Source organism: Pseudarthrobacter sp. PvP004 (assembly GCF_017876035.1).
GTDB lineage: Bacteria > Actinomycetota > Actinomycetes > Actinomycetales > Micrococcaceae > Arthrobacter > Arthrobacter aurescens_A.
Map to the genome: position 1 here is coordinate 3,067,843 of NZ_JAGINL010000001.1, position 19,854 is coordinate 3,087,696.

Below are 19,854 nucleotides of genomic sequence, written 5' to 3' on the forward strand. Positions count from 1 at the left end.
TTACTTGCCCTAATATGGCGGGATTTGAACAGCCGCTCACGTGCTGGAACGCTCCCTCGGGGCGTGCTCGTTTGAGGTCTCAGGCCCCGATTGTGTCGCGACGCGCCGCCTCCGGGCCACCCGCTTGGCATACTGGGACGGAGACAACTGGAGGTTTTATCGTGCGAGTAGCACTTGCCCAAGTCATCACCGGCCGGGATCTGGCCGACAACCTGCGGCTCCTGGAGGAGAACGCCCGCCGGGCCAAGGACGGCGGCGCCGAGTTGGTGGTCTTCCCTGAGGCGATGATGCGCGCGTTCGGAAATTCGCTGCTGGACATCGCTGAGCCCTTGGACGGGCCGTGGGCCAGCCGGGTGCGATCCCTCGCCGAGGAACTTCAGCTGGTGATCGTGGCCGGCATGTTCACCCCGGGCAGCCCCTCCGAGTCCGGATCCCCGCGGGTGCGGAACACGCTTCTGGCCACGGGACCTGGCGTGGAAACGAGCTACGACAAAATCCACCTCTTTGATGCGTTTGGTTTCGCGGAATCGGACACCGTTGAGGCGGGTACGGATCCGGTAACGTTCGACGCCGGTGGCCTCACCTTTGCTTTGGCTACCTGCTACGACATCCGTTTCCCCGCCTTGTTCACGGCCAATGCCCAGCGCGGAGCCGTGGTGAACATTGTGTCCGCGTCCTGGGGTTCCGGGCCGGGCAAGGCCGATCAGTGGCAGCTCCTGGCCCGCGCCCGCGCCGTGGACACCACCACGTTCGTGCTCGCCTGCGGCCAAGGCGATCCTGCCACCCAAGGTGTAGAGGCCAAAGGTGCCGCACCCACGGGCGTGGGGTACTCCGCCGTCGTCTCCCCGTTCGGACAGGTACTGGAAGCCCTCGAAGGCGAGCCGGGCCTCATTTTCTACGACCTCGATCCTGCTGTGGTGGAAGACGCCCGCGCCAAACTCCCCGTCCTTGCCAACCGCCGCGACTTCTAACGCTCTCTCACATCCCCAGCCCTCCCAGCCATCCCTCTCTCACATCCCCAGCCCTCCCAGCCATCCCTCTCTCACATCCCCAGCCCTCCCAGCCATCCCTCTCTCACATCCCCAGCCCTTCCAGCCATCCCTCTCGGTGAGGCGATCGAGGTCGCGGAAAGCGCCCTGGGAAACTGGCTCTCGCGGGCCCGGAAGCGTTCTTCTGGCGGTCCGGCGCTGGCCCCGGTGCCCGTTCGTGGGCCCTTGGCATGGGAGTAGCATCAGTAGGCGCTGGCCGAGAGCGTGCGGCTGAAAGCCGAGGTCGAGTTCCTGGGAAAGTAGAGGACTTCCAAGAGCGATGTGCGAGAGCGACCCGCCCAAACCCGAGGGACGTGAGAGAGCGACCCGCCCAAACCCGAGGGATATGAGAGAGCGTCCGGCCCAAGCCCGAGGGATGTGAGAGAGCGTCGGGACACCGTGCTGGGCATGCGAAAAGGCGCCGCAAGGGCCATCCGGAAGCGTGCGTCTAAGCGAAGAACGAGCGAGCACGCGGAGGATGGCGCTTGCGGCGCCTTCATGAGGACTGCTTGGCGCTTGCGGCGCCTTGGCAAGGGTTACTTAACGGCCCGCTGCCTCGACACTTCGTACAGCGAGATTCCAACGGCCATGGAGGCATTGAGCGACTCCATGGCGGAGTCGATGGGGATCGAGACGATCTGGTCGCAGTTTTCGCGGACGAGCCTGCTCAGGCCCTTGCCTTCGGAACCGACCACGATGCAGACGGGCTCGGTTGCAACAGTAAGGTCAGGCAGTGAGACATCGCCGTCGCCGTCCAAGCCAAGAACGTAGATGCCCATGTTCTTGAACTGCTTGAGTGCGTTGTTGAGGTTCGCGGCACGGGCTACCGGGACGCGGACAGCAGCACCGGCACTGGTCTTCCATGCGGACGCCGTGACGCCGACGGAGCGACGCTCGGGGACGATGACGCCGTGGCCGCTGAACGCGGAGACGGAACGGATGATGGCGCCGAGGTTGCGGGGGTCGGTGATGCCGTCCAGTGCAACGAAGATGGGGGCGTTGGAGATGTGCCCCTTCTTCCACTTGGCGAGGGTTTCCTCGGCGAGGTCGTAAGCGTCCTCGTATTCGTACGGCGGGATTTGCAGTACGAGACCCTGGTGAACGGCGTCCTCGGTCATGCGGTCCAGCTCAACCTTGCCCGTTTCGAGCAGCGGAATACCGCGCTCGGCAGCGAGTTTGAGGGATTCTTTGACGCGGTCGTCCATCTCGATGCGGATGGCGACGTGCAAAGCCTTGGCCGGGATCCCGGCGCGGAGAGCCTCGACCACCGAGTTACGGCCCGTCACCAGCTCTTCAGTTGCACGGCCCTTGGGACCCGAGCGGGCGCCGGCGCCACCGGGACGGGTGCCCGATCCGCGCTTGGCAGCGGAGCGCTCAGCCAGCTGCTTGTTCTTGTATGCCTTGTGGTAGGTGCGTTCCTCCGCCTTGGGCGTGGGACCCTTGCCCTCCAGGGCCTTGCGGCCGTGGCCACCGGTTCCGGTGGTGGGGCCCTTCTTCTGCTTGACCGACCGGCGACCATTATTGGCCATGAGATTCCATCCTTGATTTTGTGAGTAAGTCTGGAATCAAGTCTACTGACCCGATGCAATTCGGCCGTCGCGCCGGTTGGTCAGTCGCGCTTGAGGCTCCAGGTGGCGCCGTCCGCACCATCTTCGACGACGACGCCGGCGGCGGCGAGTGTGTCGCGGATTGCGTCGGACGCGGCCCAGTCCTTGTTGGCCCGGGCGGCGGCTCGGGCTTCGAGTTGAGCTTCGATCAGCACTTCCAAGGCGGCGTGCTCGCGTCCTTGGACAGCTTCCGGACGCTTGACTGAATCCAGGCCGAGCACCTCGGTCATGGAAAGAACACTGTAGAGGGCCGCTTTGGCGCCTTCAAGGTCACCGGAAGCCAGGGCGGTGTTGCCGGCCCGCACAGTTTCGTGCAGCACACCCAGGGCTTGGGGAACGTTGAGGTCGTCGTCCATGGCTGCGATGAAAGCCGCGGGCATGTTGGCCTGCGGGGAAACGTCTGGCGCGCCCGTGCCTACCTTGGAAGATGCCTTGTGGATGAAGCCGTCAATGCGCTCGACGGCGGCGGCGGCCTCCTGCAGCGAGGTAGGCCGGTAGTCGAGGATGGAGCGGTAATGTGCCTGGCCGAGGTAGTAGCGAACCACGCGGGGTGAGGCGAGTTCGAGCATCTCGGCCGGGCTCACCGTATTGCCGATGGATTTGGACATCTTTTCACCCTCGTAGGTGACCATGCCGTTGTGCATCCAGAAGTTGGCGAACTCGTCGCCGGCAGCCTGGGATTGGGCCATCTCGTTCTCGTGGTGCGGGAAGCGAAGGTCCAGTCCCCCACCGTGGATATCGAACCGTGGGCCCAGGTACTTGGTGACCATGGCGGAGCACTCGAGGTGCCATCCGGGACGACCGGCGCCCCATGGGGACTCCCACTTGGCAGTGACGGGCTCACCGTCTTTGAAACCCTTCCACAACGCGAAGTCGCGCGGATCGCGCTTGCCGCGAGGGTCGGCGTCGGGCGCGCCCTGCATGTCGTCAATATTCTGCCGCGTCAGCGAGCCGTATTTGCTCCAAGAGCGGACGTCGAAGTAGACGTCGCCGGAATCGTCAAGTGCGGGGTAGGCATGGCCGCGGTCGATGAGCCGCTGGATGAGCGTATGCATTTCCGGGATGTGGCCAGTGGCACGGGGCTCGTACGTGGGCCGTTGGACGCCCAGGGACTCGTAGGCATTCTCGAATTCCTGCTCGTAGCGGTACGCCAGGGCCCACCACTCTTCGGCTTGGCGCGCTGACGGTTCCGCGTCCCAGTCCGGCCCGAAGGATTGGGCGGACTTGGCCAGTATCTTGTCGTCGATGTCCGTGACGTTGCGCACCACGGTAACCCGGAGGCCGCGGAATTCGAGCCAGCGGGTCAGTTGGTCGAAGGCGATGGCCGACCTGACGTGGCCCACATGCGGCATTCCTTGGACAGTGGCCCCGCAGTAGTACACGCTGGCCTTGCCGTCTTCGAGGGGAACGAAGTCGCGGACTTCGGCGGAGGCGGTGTCATAGAAGCGCAGGGTCACCGCTCCAGATTAGCCGATGACGCGGCGTGACCTGCCTACTTGCAGTATTCGCCGATCTTGTTGAACTGCACCTTGAGCTTCTCCTGCTGGTCTTGGGTGGCTGCCCCGAGCGATGAACCCGCTGCTTCGTCCATGATCGCGGCCATTTCCTTGATGGGATTTCCGATCTCCGGAGCGAGTTTGTCCGCGATCTCGTGATAGTGGGCGGCGATTTGCTTGGACTGCTGCTGCTGGTTGCCTTCGGGCTTGAAGGTGTCGTTGTTCAGGAATTCGCAGCTGGCTGTTACATCCATCTTTGGCGTCCCTCCGCAACCGCTCAGCAGGAGAGATGCGGCCAAGCCTGCAGACACCACAGCGGAACGCACGACGCCAGCGCCCGGCTTAACCATGAGGCGCACCTTTCGCGGGACCCGGCTCGGCTGCCGCCACCTCATGTGCGGAAACCGGGTAAACGAGGGCTGTGGCAACAGCGGAAATTCCTTCGCCCCGGCCCGTGAATCCCAGTCCATCGCTGGTAGTTGCCGTGACGCTGACCGGCGCACCTGCGGCCTCGCTGAGGACCCGCTGGGATTCTTCCCGGCGCGGCCCGAATTTGGGGCGGTTAGCCACGAATTGCACTGCGACGTTGCCGATCTCGAAGCCTGCGGCGCGCACAATGCGTGCCGCTTCACTGAGGAGCTTGACGCCGGAGGCTCCGGCGAACTCAGGACGGTCCGTGCCGAAGTGCGTGCCCAGGTCACCGATTCCGCATGCGGAGAAGAGTGCGTCGGCGGCGGCGTGGGCGACGCAATCGCCGTCGGAATGCCCTGAAAGTCCTTGCTCGCCTTCCCAGAAGAGCCCGCCCAGCCACAGCGGCTGCGGGTGGTCTTCGGGGGCGAACGCGTGGACGTCTATGCCAACGCCGGTACGGGGAAGCACCATGTTCTGGTTCTGTGTCATCAGCCTTCCACCCAACGAATTCCCAGGGGACCTTCCAACAAGCCTTCGGCAATGATCAGATCCAGGGGCGTGGTGATCTTGAGTGACTGGCTGGCCCCGCGGACAGCGTGGACGGGAACGCCCAGGAGCTCCACCAGCATGGCGTCGTCGGTGACAGCTGCGGATTGCTTGTCGTCGAACAGCCCGGCCGCTTCGTGTGCCCTGCGCAGGACGGCCAGCTCGAAGCCCTGCGGGGTCTGTACGGCCCGGAGCTGTTCGCGGGGAGCTGTTCCCGTGACCACTTCCGGGGCGATGGACGCGTCTGAGCCGTTCGTCTCGGCAACGGTCTTGATGGTGTCCACCACCGGCATGGTGGGAATGACGGCCTTCGCGCCGGAGGCCAAGGCGTCGGAGACACGCTGGAAAACCCGTTCCGGGGTCAGGGCGCGGGCGGCGTCATGGACCAGAACAAGTTCCGTTCCGTCCTCCAAAGCAGCCATGGCGGCCCGGACGGAATCCGCGCGGGAGGAACCGCCGTCGACAACCGAAATCTCGGGGCCGCCGTCCACCAGGTCAATAGTGAACTCGGAGATCGACTCGCGCAGGGCGGTGTCCCCTTTGGGCACGGCGACGCAGATCTGGCGCGCAACATCAGAGGCAACCACACCGCGAAGGGCATGCATCAAAATGGTTTCGCCACCCAGCGGAACCTGGGCTTTGGGCATGCCGTAGCCGAGGCGTTCACCGGAGCCGGCAGCAACCACGATCACGGCCGTGACGGCGCGCTTGGAAGGAGTACTCATGATCACCAGAGTACTTGTGAGAAATGAAACCCGGCGCGTGGCAAAAAGAAACCCGGCGGCGCATTCGCACCACCGGGCTCAATTTTCTTAGGAAGCCAAGACCTCGTCGAGAACGCTTGCAGCCTTCTCTTCGTCTGTCTTCTCAGCCAGGGCCAGTTCTGAAATCAGAATCTGCCGCGCCTTGGCCAGCATCCGCTTCTCACCTGCGGAAAGGCCGCGATCGTGATCACGACGCCAAAGATCGCGAACGACCTCTGCCACCTTGATGACATCGCCCGAAGCAAGCTTCTCCAGGTTCGCCTTGTAACGACGCGACCAGTTGGTAGGCTCTTCAGTGAACTCGGCGCGGAGAACGTCAAATACGTGCTCCAAGCCTTCTTTGCCCACTACGTCCCGGACCCCAACAAGGTCAACGTTCTCTGCTGGAACTTCAATGGTCAGATCACCCTGAGCCACCTTGAGCTTGAGATACATCTTCTCTTCGCCCTTGATGGTGCGCATCTTGATTTCCTCAATTTTTGCTGCACCGTGGTGAGGGTAAACTACTGTCTCGCCGACCTCAAAAACCATGTGGACTTTCCCCTTTCCCGCAGATTAGTCTATCACGATTAAGGCATACGACTGGCATCACACAGGCCCTCCTGCCGCGCCAATAAAGGGAATAAGGCCTTAAACGACTTCCTCCAAGGTCTTGACGTATTCGGGGAAAGATGCTCATGGCAATCAAAGTGCGAGCAAGATCTCTTCCGTTGATGGCGCCACATAGCCTTCCCGAATCCTTATTTTGGCGGGTTTGCCGATAGGCTATGGCTGAAAAGTGTTCCAATGACTCTTGAGGAGTAGGTGTCGTGCGCAATACTGCGATGAACCCTGTCCAGCGCGGCAAGCTGGCAATTGCGGCGGCTGCAATCGGCGTCGGTCTTCTGTCCGTCACCGGCTGTGGATTCGTCAACGCCCAGCAGACTACCCACCAATACTCGGCATCGGACGGGATCAAAGCTGATCTCGGTCCCCTGCAGTTGCGCAACATCCTGATTGTTGCGTCGGGCGAGAACGAGCCCGGCCGCGTCATCGGCGCCGTCTTCAACACCTCCGGCACCGACGCCACCCTCACCATGAGCGGTGCCAACGGAGCCCAGACCGAAATCCCGGTCAAGGCCAACGCGGAGACGTACCTGAATGACACCGCGGATGCAGCGATCCTCAGCACCGCGGGTGTCATCCCCGGCGGCCTGACCCCGATCACCATCCGCAGTGGATCCGACTCCGCTACGGTCAACGTCCCCGTGGTTGACGGCACCCTGCCCGAGTACGCCAAGTACCTGCCCACCACGCCGACCCCGACGGCAACGCCGACGTCCACAGCTACGTCCTCGGAGGCCCCGGCCGCCGGACACTAGCAGGCAGCAAGCCACAAGCGACACAAACAAGGAAGGGTCCCGCCTCGGCGGGACCCTTCCTTGTTTGTTTGTGCGCAGCGCCGTTGCAGCGATCTTTACGGCTCGAACTTGTAGCCCAGGCCGCGCACAGTTACCAGGTATCGGGGAGCGGAGGGATCCGGCTCGATCTTGCTACGGAGCCGCTTCACATGGACGTCCAATGTCTTGGTGTCACCCACGTAGTCCGAGCCCCACACACGGTCGATCAACTGGCCACGCGTCAGTACCCGGCCTGAGTTGCGGAGCAGCATCTCCAACAGCTCGAACTCCTTAAGCGGCAGGGAAACCTGCTCACCGTTGACGCTCACCACGTGGCGTTCGATGTCCATGCGGACAGGACCGGCCTGCACCGTGGACGTGATGAGCTCCTCCGGCTCGCCCTGCCGGCGAAGCACCGCTCGGACTCGGGCCACGAGCTCGCGGGAGGAATACGGCTTGGTGACGTAGTCGTCCGCGCCGAGCTCCAGCCCAACAACCTTGTCGATCTCCGAGTCTTTGGCCGTCAGCATGATGACGGGGACACTGGAACGTTGCCGGAGCTGCCGGCACACTTCCGTTCCTGGCGTTCCCGGCAACTGCAAGTCCAGAAGGACGAGGTCGGCACCGTTCCGGTCAAATTCCACCAAGGCGTCGCTGCCGTTATCCACTACCTCGACGTCGAAACCCTCTTTGCCCAGAAGATAGGACAAGGGGTCGCTGAAGGACTCTTCGTCCTCCACTATCAAAATCCGGCTCAAGCGCTGGCTCCTTGCTCTTGGGCGCCGCTGGCGCCCCTATGGTGATTCACGTGATGGGGTTGTTCAATCGCGTGATGAGGCTCGACGGCGGTGGTCGCCGGAAGTTCGGAAGACGCGGCTGCCGTGGCAGCGGAAGTCTGGAGGCCGGCGTCGTCGTCCTGGCCTTCCATCTCCGGCAAGCGAATAGTAAACGTTGACCCTTGGCCGGGCTGGGACCACACGGTCACCTCGCCGCCGTGGTTGGACACCACGTGCTTGACGATGCTGAGCCCGAGGCCCGTGCCACCGGTGTGGCGGGATCGCGCCGCGTCCACGCGGTAGAAACGCTCGAACACGCGTTCCTGGTCCTCGGCGGTGAGGCCTTCGCCTTGGTCCGTGACCGAGATGGCGACGACGCCCTCGCGGGTCCGGACGCCGACACCAACCCTCGTGTTTTCGGGGGAATAGCGGATGGCGTTGTCGATCAGGTTGCGGAGCGCGGTCACCAGGAGATCGCGGTCACCGAAAACAAGCGAGTCGGAGTGTCCACCCACCACTATCTGGATGTTCTTGCTCTCTGCAGGCAGTTGCGAGCGGTCCACCGCTTCTGTGATCACGGTATTGATGTCCACGGCGTGCCCCTGCTGGGCGACGTTGGCGCCCTGCAGCCGGGAAAGTTCAATGATGTCCTGGACCAGGGCTGCCAAGCGGCCGGACTCCTTGTGCATGCGCTTAGCGAAGCGGCGCACTGCTTCCTCGTCATCGGGCGACGCTTCGAGGGCCTCGGCCAGGAGCGATATGGCGCCGACGGGGGTCTTGAGCTCGTGGGACACGTTGGCCACGAAGTCGTTGCGGATCTCCTCGGTGCGGGTGATCTCGGTACGGTCGTCGGCCAGCAACACGATGTATTCCCAACCGAGCATGGCTGCCCGGACCTGGACCACAATAGTGCCCTTGCCCAACGGACCACGCGGGAGCTCGTACTGCTCTTCAAGGATCACGCCATCGCGGCGGACCTTCGCGGTCATGTCCAGGAGTTGCTTGTGCACCACCGTGTGCCCGCGCACCAGGCCGTACGCGTACGCTGCGGGACTTGCACGGACCACGCCGTCGATCGCGTCCACTACTACAAAGGCACGCCCGACGACGGACAGCACTTCCGCGGCACCCTCAGGAAGCAGGGGTTCGCTGACGTCCAGGTCCACGATGCTCCGTTGCCGCTCGCTGATCCTGAAAGCGAGCATGCCAAAGACGCCCAACGACAGGCCTACGAGGCCAGCGACGACACCTATGAGCAATGGATCCACGTGTCCAGCTTATGCTGTGGAAACACGGCAATGCTGTGATCCGGCGCCAAACGCGGACGGTTCAACTAACGTTCATCTAAAGGAGCCAAACAGTTCACTGGTCCCTGACACAGTTACTGGTTGGACTGTCAATGGTTTTGAAATCCGACCCCCACCATGGGAACAGGATTTCCAAGGAAAGGACGCCTTAGTGCGCAAGGTTTTTCAGGAGGAGCTCACCCAGGTAGGTGACGACCTCATCGAGATCTCCAAGCTGGTTCACGAAGCAATCACGAAGGCTACTACGTCCTTCGAAGGCGCCGACGTGGATCTTGCCCAGGACGTCATTGCGGCAGATGCCCGCATCGACTTCCTGCAGAACAGCCTCGACGAGCGTGCCATCGACATCCTTGCCTTGCAGGGTCCTGTCGCGAGCGACCTCCGCATGATTGTAGGTTCGCTGCGCATGAGTGCGTCGCTGGAACGCATGGGTGACCTGGCCCGCCACGTTGCCCAGCTGGCGCGCCTGCGCTACCCGGCCACCGTGATCCCGTCGTCGCTGACCCAGACCTTCAAGGCCATGGCCCAGCACGACATCGAGATCACCGCCAAGGTCATTGAACTGCTGGAGACCCGCGATCTTGAGGTAGCCCGCGACATCCTCAAGATCAACATCGCCGTAGACGACCTCCACCTCAGCGTCTTCAAGGCCATCGCCTCCCCCGAATGGACTGAAAGCCCGTCCACCACCGTGGACGTCGCCCTGGCCAGCCGCTACTTCGAACGCTTCGCCGATCACGGCGTTTCGGTCGCGCGCAAGGTCACCTACTTGGTGACCGGCGAATGGCAGCCCGAGGGCTTCTAACACTGGAGCATTAACGACGGCGGCCGGTCACCTGAGGTGACCGGCCGCCGTCGTCGTTAACTACAACGTCATTTCTTGCCCTGGTTGGCCACCGCGAGGATGGCCTGGGCTGCTGCGTCGGGATCCAGGTAGGTTCCGCCCGGGTTGATGGGCTGGAAGTCCTCATCCAATTCGTAGACCAGCGGGATGCCCGTGGGGATGTTCAGCCCGGCAATGGCGTCATCGCTGATGCCATCCAGGTGCTTCACCAGGGCGCGCAGGGAGTTGCCGTGGGCGGTAACCAGAACGGTCTTGCCGGCCTTGAGGTCTTCCTTGATGTCCGATTCCCAGTAAGGGAGCAGGCGGACCAGAACGTCCTTGAGGCATTCGGTGCGCGGCAGTGCGTCGCCGAGGTCCTTGTAGCGGACGTCGTGTGCCTGCGAGAATTCGCTGTCGTCCGACAGGGGCGGCGGCGGGGTGTCGTAGCTGCGGCGCCATTCCATGAACTGCTCTTCGCCGAATTCGGCAAGGGTCTGGGCCTTGTCCTTGCCCTGCAGGGCGCCGTAGTGGCGCTCGTTCAGGCGCCAGTCGCGCTTGACGGGGATCCACCCGCGGTCGGCCTTGTCCAAGGCCATGTTGGCCGTGTTGATGGCACGCTTCAGGAGCGAGGTGTAGAGGACGTCCGGGAGGATCTCGTTCTCAACCAGGAGCTCTCCACCGCGCACTGCTTCTTCGCGGCCTTGATCGTTCAGGTCAACGTCCACCCAACCGGTGAACAGGTTCTTGGCGTTCCATTCGCTGTGGCCATGGCGCAGCAGAATCAGCTTGTAAGTCATGGTTTTCATCCTAGCCGAGCAGTTACGTGCCCTGCCCGTCGTTACGTCCGGCAACGAGCCCCGCGGACCGATGCTGGCAAGGATAAAGTGGGGGCCGTGGTGCAAAAAGCGGAACGGGTGGGCTCTCCCCGTAGTCGGGGCGGAAAGCCGGTTGGCAACGTCACTCGCGGCACCACGAACCCCAATCGCATGCGCCGCTTGGACCGCTGGTTGGCGGGACCCCAAGCGTGGCGGCTGCGCGCCGCCGTCGACCCCCTTGTTGTGGACCTTGGCTATGGCGCCTCGCCCACCACCGCCGTCGAGCTTTTTGAACGGCTTCAAGCCGTACGGCCCGATGTGCGGGTCTGCGGGATCGAGATTGAGCCGGAGCGCGTGCGGACCGCCAAAGCCCTTGAACGGCCCGGGCTGAGCTTCCACGTTGGCGGTTTCGAAATCCCGGTTCCGGGTGACCCGGTGTTGGTGCGGGCCTTCAACGTGCTGCGGCAGTACGAGGAAGCGGACGTCGCAGGGATCTGGAAACTGGTGCAGTCCCGGCTGGCGCCCGGCGGGTTGTTCATTGATGGCACATGCGACGAGATAGGGCGCCGTGTGACGTGGGTGGCGTTGGATAAAGAACGTCCGTTGAGCCTGAGTTTTTCCGTGCGGTTCGGCAGTTTTGAGTTGCCGTCCGAGGTAGCGGAGCGGCTGCCCAAGGCCCTGATTCACCGAAATGTCCCGGGCGAAGCGATCCACGCGTTCCTGCAAGCCATGGACAAGGCATGGTTGGAAGCGGCACCTCTGGCGTCGTTCGGAAACCGGCAACGCTGGACGGGTATGTGCCGTTCACTGCACGACGCCGGGTGGCCGCTTCAGGACGGTCCGGCACGGTGGCGCTTGGGTGAAGTGACGGTGGCGTGGGACGCCGTGGCTCCCCGCTAAGGCCGATCCAGAGGAACCGCGCCGGCTACCAGGGGCCGTATGGACCGACGTTGCGGTTGCCGCCGCTGCCGGCCTCGCGCAGAGCGGGGCGGACGTCGGCCAGGTAGACGCACGCTGCGGTGACGGCGGCGATCCCGAACAACCCCAGGCTGCTGCCGCCTGCCAGAACGGTCAAGGCGCCAATCGCAAGTGCCACTCCGGTGAGGGCCAGCCAAAAGGTCTTGGTGCGCTTGGAGGCAGCTACGAAGAGCGTCGGCTTGTGGCGCAGGCAGTCCGCAAAGGCCCACAGTTCCAGGGCAAGGGCCACCAAGCCAAGGATCCAGTAAACCCCGGTGGTAACGTACGCGATCAAAATTTTTCCGTCCACGCTCTTTAGCCTAGCCGTCCAGCGACTTCAGCGCTTGCTCGAGGTCGGACCAGAGGTCTTCCACGTTCTCGATTCCAACGCTCAACCGGACCAGGTTCTCCGGAACGCTGAGCGGCTCAGCCGTGTGCCGGCGTCGGCGTTCAATCAGCGACTCAACCCCGCCCAAAGACGTGGCGGGAAGCCAGAGCTGCAAGGCGCGGACCAAGTGGTCTGCTGCGTCGGCACCGCCGCGCTGTTCATCGCCGGCGATCTGGATGCACAGGATGGAGCCAAAGCCCTTCATCTGCGCCTTGGCGCGCTCGTGGCCCGGATCCGTGGCGAGGCCGGGATAGCGGATAGCTTCGACGCGGGGGTGGACGCTGAGGCGTTCGGCGAGCGTAGCCGCCGAGGCCTGGGAACGCTCGATCCGCAACGCCAGGGTGCGGAGGCCGCGAAGTGCCAGCCAGGCCTCGAACGGTCCGGCGATGCCGCCGTGGATGATCCGGTGGTGGAGCAGGGTGGCGCGCAGTTCCGGGTTGGACGTCACCAAGGCGCCCAAAACAACGTCCGAATGGCCGGCAAGGTACTTGGTCACGGAGTGAAGGACGACGTCGGAACCCAGGCTGAGGGGCTGCTGCACCAAAGGCGTGGAGAAAGTATTGTCCGTGACCACGATCGCGCCGGCCGCGTGTGCGGCGTCAGTAAGCGCGCGGACGTCGGCGATGCCGAGCATGGGGTTGGTGGGGCTTTCCAGCCAGAGCAGGTCCGCCTTCTTGCCGCTTTCAGGGCTGATGAGGGCCTTCACGGCGTCCGTGTCCGTGATGTCTACCGTGCGAAGTTCCAGGAAACCCTTCTCCGCCAGCTCGGTGGCCATGACCAGTGAACCTGCGTAGCTGTGCGAGGGCATGACCACCACACCACCCGCGGGAACAAGGGACAGCGCTGAGCTGACCGCTGCCAGACCTGAGGCGTAGAGCAGGCCGGGCAGGGTGGCGCCTTCAAGTTTGGCCAGCGCATCCTCGAAGGGATCCCAGGTGGGGTTGGCGTAGCGTCCGTAACCGCGATCTCCATCGCCCAACGAACCAGTTCCGAAGTATGTGGAGGACAAGACGATGGGCGGATTCACGGGCTCGTCGTGGGCGCGCTCGGGGCGGCCGGCCGCAACTACAACGGTTTCCGGAGACAAATCGGCGGCGTGCTGATCGGAAAGGCTCATGGTTTCAGCGTAGTCGCGGGCAATGCTGTGGATGAAAGCCGTCTCGCATGCCGGTGATCGGTAGGCTAGACGAGTGAGTATTAAGAGTCCAGGCCTTTTCATCGCCTTCGAAGGCGGGGACGGAGCGGGCAAGTCCACCCAGGCCGCCCGGCTCTCCGACGCCCTCGAGTCACGGGGCCTTTCCGTGCTGCGCACCCGCGAACCAGGCGGCACCCCCATCGGCGAGAAATTGCGTTCCTTGGTCCTGGACCACGGACACGGCACCATCGATCCCCGCACGGAAGCCCTCATGTTCGCCGCTGCCCGCGCAGCCCATGCCAGCCAAGTGATCCGGCCCGCGCTGGCTGGCGGAACAGTGGTCATCACCGACCGCTACATCGATTCATCCGTCGCCTATCAGGGTGCCGGCCGCGGCCTCGGCGCCGAAGGCGTTTTGTCACTCAATGAGTGGGCCACCGAAGGCCTGCATCCGGACCTGACGGTACTGCTCGACGTCGACCCCTCCGACGGCCGCCAACGCCGGACCGCCGGGGACGCCACCGAGGACAGGCTGGAGTCCGAGCCTGACCACTTCCATTCCGCCATCCGCCACGCATTCCTGGACCTCGCGGCGGCTGCACCGTCCAGCTATCTGGTGCTGGCTGCCAGTGCCGACATTGAAACATTGGCAGCACAGATCCTGGAACGAGTGGAGACGTTGTTGGGTGACCGGATTTCGGGCGAAACCGCTGCGGGCGAAGCCGTTTCGGGCGACCGCCCGTGAGCGTCTGGGACGACCTCCAAGGGCAAGCGCCCGTCGTCGCGCAACTAAGGCAAGCGGCGCAGGGCGAAACCGGCCTCACCCATGCGTGGCTTTTCACCGGTCCCCCGGGATCCGGCCGTTCCAACGCAGCCAAGGCATTCGCCGCCGCCTTGAACTGCGAGCAGGACGACGTCACCATGCGCGGCTGCGGCGAGTGCGCGGCGTGCCACACGATCCTCGGTGAAACGCACTCGGATGTGACATTCGTGCGCACCGAAAAGGTCACCATCACCATCGACGAAGCACGCGAACTCGTGTCCAAGGCCGGCGACCGGCCAGCCACGGGACGGTGGCGCATCATCGTGGTGGAGGACGCGGACCGCATGGCCGAGCGCACCACCAACGTCTTGCTGAAAGCCATCGAGGAACCCACTCCCAGGACCATCTGGATGCTGTGTGCCCCCTCACCTGCCGACGTCCTGGTCACCATCCGGTCGCGATGCCGTCCTGTGAGCCTGCGGCTGCCGCCGGCCTCCGACGTCGCCGAGCTTTTGGTGAGGCGCGACGGCGTCGACCGCCAACTCGCGGACCGTGCGGCGCGCGCGGCTCAGAGCCATATCGGGATCGCCCGGCGGTTGGCCCGCGACGCCGAGGCGCGGCAACGTCGGATGGATACCGTTCGCATCCCGCTTGGCCTTCGCGGCGTCACTGCTGCCGTGATGATGGCCGAAAAGCTGGTCAAGATCGCCACCGACGAGGCCAACAGCTCCAACGACGAACGCGACGCCGCGGAGAAAATCGCACTGCTGGCAAGCTTGGGCGCTCCCGAATCCGGCACCCTCCCACCATCCATGCGCAGCCAAGTCAGGCAGCTTGAGGATGACCAGAAACGGCGTGCCAAGCGCTCCATCACCGACTCACTGGACCGCACGCTGACGGATCTGCTGTCCTTTTACCGGGACGTCCTCATCATCCAGTTGGGGAACGCAGTGGAACTGGTCAACGTTGAACTCAAGAGCGAATTGGAAGAATACGCGGCCCATTCAACCCCGGAAACCACCTTGGCCCGGATGGACGCCATCAACAAAGCCCGTGTCCGAATCACCACCACCAACGTGGCGCCCCTGTTGGCGGTCGAGTCCATGGCCACGAGCCTCATTCAGCAATAGGAGAATGCATGAAGTCCGCACCCCGCCGGTCCGCCGGTACCCCTTCACGGGACCGGTCTGCCCACGTTGATGCGGGTGGTGGATCGGCAATCCGGGGTGTTGCAATGCCAGTAAGGCGTGGCCGCGGAGTCGCTGCGCTCTGCGTTGCTCTGGCATCCATGCTGGTGCTCAGCGCGTGCACGCTCCTGCCAACACCACAGGCCAAGCCGTCCACCAGCACCGTGGATCCGTCCATCGCCGCATCAGCGCCTGAGGGCCTGGAGAAGTACTACTCGCAGTCTGTTGAATGGAGCCCGTGCGAGGACGGTCTGCACTGCGGCAAGGTCCAGGTGCCTAAGGACTACGCAAACCCGGCATCCGGGGACATCGCGCTTTCCGTCATTAAGCTGCCCAGCACGGGCAACAAGCAAGGTTCCGTGCTGATAAATCCCGGCGGACCTGGCGGCTCCGGCGTGGATTTCGTCAAGGACGCCGGCAGCACCCACTTCACCGAGAAGTTGCGGGCCAATTACGATGTTGTTGGCTTTGATCCCCGTGGAGTGGGCCGTTCCGCTCCGGTGACCTGCATGACCGACGCCGAACGTGACGCCGCCCGCGAAAAGGTGTTCCGCAAGAACACTGACGAAGGATTGGCTGCGGCGCTTGCCTTCAACAAATCATTCGCTGATCAGTGCGCCCAGCAGACCGGTGATGTTTTGGGACTCATCGATACCGTGAGCGCTGCCAAGGACCTGGACATCCTGCGCGCGGTAGCGAACGATGCCAAGCTCAACTACTTGGGCTTCTCCTACGGCACGCTCCTGGGTTCAACCTACGCATCGCTCTTCCCGGACAACGTGGGCCGCATGGTCCTTGACGGCGCAGTGGACCCGGCCAACAGCAACGAGGAACTGACGGCCGGCCAGGCACGTGCTTTCGAAAAGGCCCTCCGCACGTACGTGGCCAACTGCCAGGGACAGCAAAACTGCCCCCTCAGCGGCTCCGTGGACAACGGTGTCCAGGAAATCCGGGACCTCATCAATGCCGTAGACCAGAATCCCCAGACAGCCAAGGACGGCCGCTTGGTGACGGTCAATGACGTCGTCAACGGGCTCATCCTGCCCCTGTACAACGACCTCAGCTGGCCGGCCCTGACCCAAGCACTGGAGACAGCTTTCTCCGGTGACGTCTCGCAGATGATGCGGCTTGCCGATCTGGGCGCCGACCGCGAACCCAACGGCACGTACAGCTCCAACTCCGCTTTCGCGTTCCAAGCCATCAACTGCCTGGACTACCCGATGGTTACAGACACTGCCGGCATGCGGGCCGAGGAAGTCCGCCTCATACAGGACTCCCCCACGTTCGGTGCATTCTTCGCGTACGGCAGCGTCACCTGCAAGGACTGGCCGTACGCCAACACCCGCACCCCGGCACCAGTGGACTACAACGGATCTGCACCCATTGTGGTGGTCGGTACCACCGGCGATCCCGCCACCCCGCTCGAATGGTCCCAGTCCCTGCGCAAGCAACTGGAAAATGCGTCACTCGTCACCTGGGAAGGTGAGGGGCACACAGCATACGGCCGCGCGAACACGTGCGTCAGCACCGCCGTCGACGACTACTTTGTTGACGGCAAGCTGCCGCAGGACGGGCTCAAATGCTAGAGGTGCCTGGCTTCCCGCTTCTCCACCAACAGCGGGAGCTGCTTGATGGAATCGACGACGACGGTGGCTCCGGCCGCGCGTAGCGTTGCCTCAGAATGCGAACCGGTCAGGACGCCCGCCACGAGGGACGCGCCGGAACGGACGCCAGAGAGCATGTCCGAGCTGGTGTCGCCCACCACCGCCACCTCGCGCACATCGTCCAGATCCAATGCGAGCACGGCCGTCAGGATCATGTCCGGGTAAGGCCGTCCACGTCCGGCGTCGGCCGGGCACAGACTGAGGTCCGCCAGGCCCATCCATCCCAGGGATTCCAGCACCATGTTTTGCGTGTGACGGCCGAATCCCGTGGCCAGGCAGATCTGCATGCCGGACTCGCGCATCCACAAAATGGCGTCCTCCGCTCCGGCAATCGCGCGGACACCCCCGTCTTCAATGAGCTCGTCATAGCTGTTCTCGAAAACCTTATTGGCGCTTTCGGCCACAGCGGAGTCCTCGAAAAGGTGGCTGAAAACGGTCATTTTAGAGAAGCCCATGGTGTCCCGGGCGTAGCCGAGCATGCTCTCGAACCGGCTGCTGCCCGGTTCGATGCCGTGTTCCGCAAGCGCCCGGGACATGGCCCGCTCCGTGCGGCCATCGTCGGTGATGGTGGTCCCCACCATATCCACGACGGCGAGCCTCAGCCGGTTCGGTGTGTGGCTGGCGTCCCTGGTCAATGCGTCCCCGGTCATGGAGCGGCTCCTTCGGCTTGTGTGCATGGCGGCTGGATCTCACCACAGCTAGTTCCCCAGCTTCCGGCTGCCGGGAAACCACCGTCTGAACCCGGCCCGACGGGCGGGTGAACATCCCCGCAACGGCCGCCCGCCCCCCTCGTTTTGACCCGAGCGCGCTGCCTCTATTACAGTTATGTCTTGCGTGATCGCCCGGGAAACCGGTGATGGACGCGGTGCTTCCTTAGCTCAGTCGGTAGAGCGTTTCACTCGTAATGAAAAGGTCATCAGTTCGATTCTGATAGGAAGCTCGGTAAAGAACCCCCGGAAATCTTGGATTTCCGGGGGTTCTTGTTTTCCCTGACCTGGCCGTGGACCATCAGGGAACTCTCCAGCGCACAGATGGTCGCATGACGGCCTTCAGAAGCGTGCCCGCCTCTGGATGGCGGAAGCGAGGGACCGCAGCTGACGGTTGCGGTCGAGGTCGCCGGTGCGGGTTGCCAAATACACGGTGTTCAGGGGTGCGAACTCGGGAGTATGCAGAGTGGTGAGGGCGCCGGTGGAGAGATCGTCTTCAACAAGGTAACTGGGCAATACAGACATCCCCGCGCCAGCCAGGATGGCTGCACGCACGCCTCGAAGATCGGGCACGATGCAGCTTGTTCGGAGGTCATCGGGGCGACGATCGAACACGGTCCGCCAGTAGCGCCGAACGATGGGCAGGTTCTCCGCGTAAGCCACAACCGGGATAGCGGACAACTCCACATCGGCGGGGTCAACGCCCGTGATGCTCGCTTTCCAGAGCGGAGCAGCCACCAGGACAAATTCCTCATCGAAGAGTGGAATCCCCGTGACCCCTTGGACTCGTGGGCGGACAGCACTCACCACGATATCGAGGTCGCCGGACCGCAATTCATCGAGCAAGCCGTCCACCAAACCGAACCTGATTCGCAGCTTGGCCCCTATGGCCTCTGTGAGCTCCGGGGTGTGGGGCAGGAGCAAGGTGGTTATGAACTCCGCAGGCCCACCCAAGTGGATTGACCCGTTGGCACCGGACGAAGAGGACATGAAGGCGAGGTCGTCCAAAGCGTCAATGTGCGGGCCAACGTCCCGGGCCAAACCCTCGGCCTTGGGGGTCGGCGCGACGCCCGTAGGACTTCGCTCAAAGAGGCGCAGCCCCAGGTTCTGTTCGAGGGAATGAACATGGGTGGAGGCTGTGGGCTGCGAAATGCCGAGCAACCTTGCTGCCTCGGTCAGGGACCCCACGCGGTAGACGGTGAGGAAGGTCCGCAAATGCTCAAGGTTGTGAGTGGCCATCGGTGCAATCCTCGCATGGGGCGGTCCAAGGTTTCCCGATGGGGGGCCACAGCTTTTCCTATGCAGGCCAAGTGCGCCGGCGGGGCACCATCGAATAACTATTTCACGAAAGGAAATCCCATGGCCCGCATCCTCATGGTCGTATCAGCAGCAGACTCCCTTGAACTCGCCGACGGCACCCAACACCCCACGGGCGTCTGGGCCGAGGAACTCGTGGTGGCCCACCGCGCCCTCAAAGCCACCGGCGCAGAAATTACTATCGCCAGCCCCGGCGGAAAGAAGCCCACCGTGGACCCTGGCTCGTTGAACCCGGAAATCGTGGGCGACGAGGAAAAGGTCCAGGACTTCAAGCAGTACCTTGAGGACATCGCAGGCGAACTTGAGACGCCAGAGCCCTTGGCCTCCGTCAATGTGGCCCAATTCGACGCTGTCGTCCTGCCGGGTGGGCACGGCCCTATGGTGGATCTGGCCACGGACGCGAACCTGGGTGCCTTGCTTATCGCGGCTGACCAAGACGGAACAATCATCGCTCCCTTCTGCCACGGACCCGCTGGCCTGCTCAGCGCCACCACCGCGGACGGGAACTTCGCCTTTGCCGGCCGCCAGCTGACGGTGTTCACGGATGAAGAAGAGCTCACGGGCGGGACCGGCGAGAACACCCCGTGGCTGGTTGCCACCACCCTCGCGGAGCGCGGTGCCATCGTGAAAGCGGCCCCGGCCTGGAGCAGCTACGTTGTCCGCGACCGTAACCTCATCAGCGGCCAGAACCCGCAATCCAGCGAGGCCGTCGCCGCAGCCGTGGTCGCGGCGCTCGCCGAGTAGACCTTCGACAGGAGAGGCAAAACGACGGCGACGCAACCGG

General features: G+C 63.6%; 21 protein-coding genes and 1 tRNA gene. 9 read left to right on the forward strand and 13 right to left on the reverse strand.

The window, feature by feature from the left end; all coding sequences use genetic code 11:
• Nucleotides 1–161 precede the first annotated feature (161 nt).
• On the forward strand, nt 162–971 hold the full coding sequence (locus J3A64_RS13725; RefSeq protein ID WP_210064537.1) for a carbon-nitrogen hydrolase family protein: 810 nt from the start codon (nt 162–164) through the stop codon (nt 969–971).
• A 593-nt stretch (nt 972–1,564) separates the two neighbouring features.
• Here J3A64_RS13725 and rlmB read toward each other — a convergent pair.
• The 6 genes from rlmB to J3A64_RS13755 form a co-directional block, all read right to left on the reverse strand.
• Nucleotides 1,565–2,557 carry a 23S rRNA (guanosine(2251)-2'-O)-methyltransferase RlmB gene (rlmB, locus tag J3A64_RS13730; RefSeq protein WP_011773643.1) on the reverse strand — a complete coding sequence of 331 codons (993 nt, stop codon included), beginning with the start codon at nt 2,555–2,557 and terminating at the stop codon, nt 1,565–1,567.
• An 80-nt stretch (nt 2,558–2,637) separates the two neighbouring features.
• Entirely contained in the window at nt 2,638–4,092 is a 1,455-nt protein-coding gene (gene cysS, locus J3A64_RS13735; RefSeq protein WP_014920842.1) for a cysteine--tRNA ligase, read from the reverse strand.
• 35 nt (nt 4,093–4,127) lie between these two features.
• A complete protein-coding gene (locus tag J3A64_RS13740; protein WP_011773641.1) occupies nt 4,128–4,481 on the reverse strand; it encodes a hypothetical protein in 354 nt (117 codons plus the stop codon).
• Nucleotides 4,474–5,031, reverse strand: a complete 558-nt coding sequence (gene ispF, locus J3A64_RS13745; RefSeq protein ID WP_011773640.1) for a 2-C-methyl-D-erythritol 2,4-cyclodiphosphate synthase — start codon at nt 5,029–5,031, stop codon at nt 4,474–4,476. The genes J3A64_RS13740 and ispF overlap by 8 nt, the downstream gene beginning before the upstream one ends.
• Nucleotides 5,031–5,813, reverse strand: coding sequence for a 2-C-methyl-D-erythritol 4-phosphate cytidylyltransferase (ispD, locus tag J3A64_RS13750; RefSeq protein ID WP_043469801.1), 783 nt, complete (start codon nt 5,811–5,813; stop codon nt 5,031–5,033). Before ispD ends, ispF begins: the two co-directional genes overlap by 1 nt.
• An 87-nt stretch (nt 5,814–5,900) precedes the next feature.
• Nucleotides 5,901–6,383, reverse strand: coding sequence for a CarD family transcriptional regulator (locus J3A64_RS13755; RefSeq protein WP_011690592.1), 483 nt, complete (start codon nt 6,381–6,383; stop codon nt 5,901–5,903).
• A gap of 293 nt (nt 6,384–6,676) precedes the next feature.
• Between J3A64_RS13755 and J3A64_RS13760 the strand changes: the two genes are divergently transcribed.
• Entirely contained in the window at nt 6,677–7,213 is a 537-nt protein-coding gene (locus J3A64_RS13760; RefSeq protein WP_011773638.1) for a hypothetical protein, read from the forward strand.
• Nucleotides 7,214–7,308: 95 nt separating this feature from the next.
• Here J3A64_RS13760 and J3A64_RS13765 read toward each other — a convergent pair whose 3' ends face one another.
• Together J3A64_RS13765 and J3A64_RS13770 are read right to left on the reverse strand one after the other, a co-directional pair.
• A complete protein-coding gene (locus tag J3A64_RS13765; RefSeq protein ID WP_020608526.1) occupies nt 7,309–7,989 on the reverse strand; it encodes a response regulator transcription factor in 681 nt (226 codons plus the stop codon).
• Nucleotides 7,986–9,266: a cell wall metabolism sensor histidine kinase WalK gene (locus J3A64_RS13770; RefSeq protein WP_238324625.1), complete on the reverse strand. Its 1,281-nt coding sequence runs from the start codon at nt 9,264–9,266 to the stop codon at nt 7,986–7,988. Before J3A64_RS13770 ends, J3A64_RS13765 begins: the two co-directional genes overlap by 4 nt.
• 199 nt (nt 9,267–9,465) lie before the next feature.
• On the opposite strand from J3A64_RS13770, the gene phoU reads away from it, so the two are divergent.
• A complete protein-coding gene (gene phoU / locus J3A64_RS13775) occupies nt 9,466–10,119 on the forward strand; it encodes a phosphate signaling complex protein PhoU (RefSeq protein ID WP_011773635.1) in 654 nt (217 codons plus the stop codon).
• Nucleotides 10,120–10,187: 68 nt separating this feature from the next.
• Here the strand turns inward: phoU and J3A64_RS13780 are convergent, their stop codons facing one another.
• The gene (locus J3A64_RS13780) at nt 10,188–10,934 is read right to left on the reverse strand and encodes a phosphoglyceromutase (protein ID WP_043469799.1); all 747 of its coding nucleotides are present in this window, start codon (nt 10,932–10,934) and stop codon (nt 10,188–10,190) included.
• Nucleotides 10,935–11,030: 96 nt separating this feature from the next.
• Here J3A64_RS13780 and J3A64_RS13785 point away from each other — a divergent pair, with 96 nt between their 5' ends.
• Nucleotides 11,031–11,852: a class I SAM-dependent methyltransferase gene (locus tag J3A64_RS13785; RefSeq protein ID WP_210064538.1), complete on the forward strand. Its 822-nt coding sequence runs from the start codon at nt 11,031–11,033 to the stop codon at nt 11,850–11,852.
• A 25-nt stretch (nt 11,853–11,877) separates the two neighbouring features.
• On the opposite strand, the gene J3A64_RS13790 is transcribed toward J3A64_RS13785, so the two are convergent.
• Together J3A64_RS13790 and J3A64_RS13795 are read right to left on the reverse strand one after the other, a co-directional pair.
• Complete coding sequence (locus tag J3A64_RS13790; RefSeq protein WP_011773632.1) at nt 11,878–12,219, reverse strand: DUF2516 family protein; 342 nt, start codon at nt 12,217–12,219, stop codon at nt 11,878–11,880.
• A gap of 10 nt (nt 12,220–12,229) precedes the next feature.
• A complete protein-coding gene (locus tag J3A64_RS13795) occupies nt 12,230–13,414 on the reverse strand; it encodes a PLP-dependent aspartate aminotransferase family protein (protein WP_011773631.1) in 1,185 nt (394 codons plus the stop codon).
• A gap of 73 nt (nt 13,415–13,487) precedes the next feature.
• Here J3A64_RS13795 and tmk point away from each other — a divergent pair, with 73 nt between their 5' ends.
• Genes tmk through J3A64_RS13810 form a run of 3 tightly spaced genes read left to right on the forward strand, consistent with a single transcriptional unit; the run spans nt 13,488 to nt 16,968 of the window.
• On the forward strand, nt 13,488–14,177 hold the full coding sequence (tmk, locus tag J3A64_RS13800) for a dTMP kinase (protein ID WP_210064539.1): 690 nt from the start codon (nt 13,488–13,490) through the stop codon (nt 14,175–14,177).
• Nucleotides 14,174–15,325, forward strand: a complete 1,152-nt coding sequence (locus J3A64_RS13805) for a DNA polymerase III subunit delta' (RefSeq protein WP_011773629.1) — start codon at nt 14,174–14,176, stop codon at nt 15,323–15,325. The genes tmk and J3A64_RS13805 overlap by 4 nt, the downstream gene beginning before the upstream one ends.
• An 8-nt stretch (nt 15,326–15,333) precedes the next feature.
• Complete coding sequence (locus tag J3A64_RS13810) at nt 15,334–16,968, forward strand: alpha/beta hydrolase (protein ID WP_210064540.1); 1,635 nt, start codon at nt 15,334–15,336, stop codon at nt 16,966–16,968.
• Here the strand turns inward: J3A64_RS13810 and J3A64_RS13815 are convergent.
• Nucleotides 16,965–17,696 (reverse strand): HAD family hydrolase, encoded by a 732-nt coding sequence (locus J3A64_RS13815; RefSeq protein WP_014920835.1) that lies wholly within the window; start codon nt 17,694–17,696, stop codon nt 16,965–16,967. The two genes, J3A64_RS13810 and J3A64_RS13815, sit on opposite strands and share 4 nt — an antisense overlap.
• A 217-nt stretch (nt 17,697–17,913) precedes the next feature.
• On the opposite strand from J3A64_RS13815, the gene J3A64_RS13820 reads away from it, so the two are divergent.
• Nucleotides 17,914–17,986 (forward strand) — tRNA-Thr (locus tag J3A64_RS13820).
• A 109-nt stretch (nt 17,987–18,095) separates the two neighbouring features.
• Here J3A64_RS13820 and J3A64_RS13825 read toward each other — a convergent pair.
• Nucleotides 18,096–18,992, reverse strand: coding sequence for a LysR family transcriptional regulator (locus tag J3A64_RS13825; RefSeq protein ID WP_210064541.1), 897 nt, complete (start codon nt 18,990–18,992; stop codon nt 18,096–18,098).
• Nucleotides 18,993–19,112: 120 nt separating this feature from the next.
• On the opposite strand from J3A64_RS13825, the gene J3A64_RS13830 reads away from it, so the two are divergent.
• Nucleotides 19,113–19,814, forward strand: coding sequence for a type 1 glutamine amidotransferase domain-containing protein (locus tag J3A64_RS13830; RefSeq protein ID WP_043469797.1), 702 nt, complete (start codon nt 19,113–19,115; stop codon nt 19,812–19,814).
• Nucleotides 19,815–19,854 lie beyond the last annotated feature (40 nt).

Excerpts from the sequence above, each read along its gene's own strand:
- rlmB (WP_011773643.1), bottom strand. The coding sequence starts at position 2,557 with ATGGCCAATAATGGTCGCCGGTCGGTCAAGCAGAAGAAGGGCCCCACC.
- J3A64_RS13740 (WP_011773641.1), bottom strand. The coding sequence starts at position 4,481 with ATGGTTAAGCCGGGCGCTGGCGTCGTGCGTTCCGCTGTGGTGTCTGCA.
- ispF (WP_011773640.1), bottom strand. The coding sequence starts at position 5,031 with ATGACACAGAACCAGAACATGGTGCTTCCCCGTACCGGCGTTGGCATA.
- ispD (WP_043469801.1), bottom strand. The coding sequence starts at position 5,813 with ATGAGTACTCCTTCCAAGCGCGCCGTCACGGCCGTGATCGTGGTTGCT.
- J3A64_RS13755 (WP_011690592.1), bottom strand. The coding sequence starts at position 6,383 with ATGGTTTTTGAGGTCGGCGAGACAGTAGTTTACCCTCACCACGGTGCA.
- J3A64_RS13760 (WP_011773638.1), top strand. The coding sequence starts at position 6,677 with ATGAACCCTGTCCAGCGCGGCAAGCTGGCAATTGCGGCGGCTGCAATC.
- J3A64_RS13780 (WP_043469799.1), bottom strand. The coding sequence starts at position 10,934 with ATGACTTACAAGCTGATTCTGCTGCGCCATGGCCACAGCGAATGGAAC.
- J3A64_RS13795 (WP_011773631.1), bottom strand. The coding sequence starts at position 13,414 with ATGAGCCTTTCCGATCAGCACGCCGCCGATTTGTCTCCGGAAACCGTT.
- J3A64_RS13810 (WP_210064540.1), top strand. The coding sequence starts at position 15,334 with ATGAAGTCCGCACCCCGCCGGTCCGCCGGTACCCCTTCACGGGACCGG.
- J3A64_RS13815 (WP_014920835.1), bottom strand. The coding sequence starts at position 17,696 with ATGACCGGGGACGCATTGACCAGGGACGCCAGCCACACACCGAACCGG.
- J3A64_RS13825 (WP_210064541.1), bottom strand. The coding sequence starts at position 18,992 with ATGGCCACTCACAACCTTGAGCATTTGCGGACCTTCCTCACCGTCTAC.
- J3A64_RS13830 (WP_043469797.1), top strand. The coding sequence starts at position 19,113 with ATGGCCCGCATCCTCATGGTCGTATCAGCAGCAGACTCCCTTGAACTC.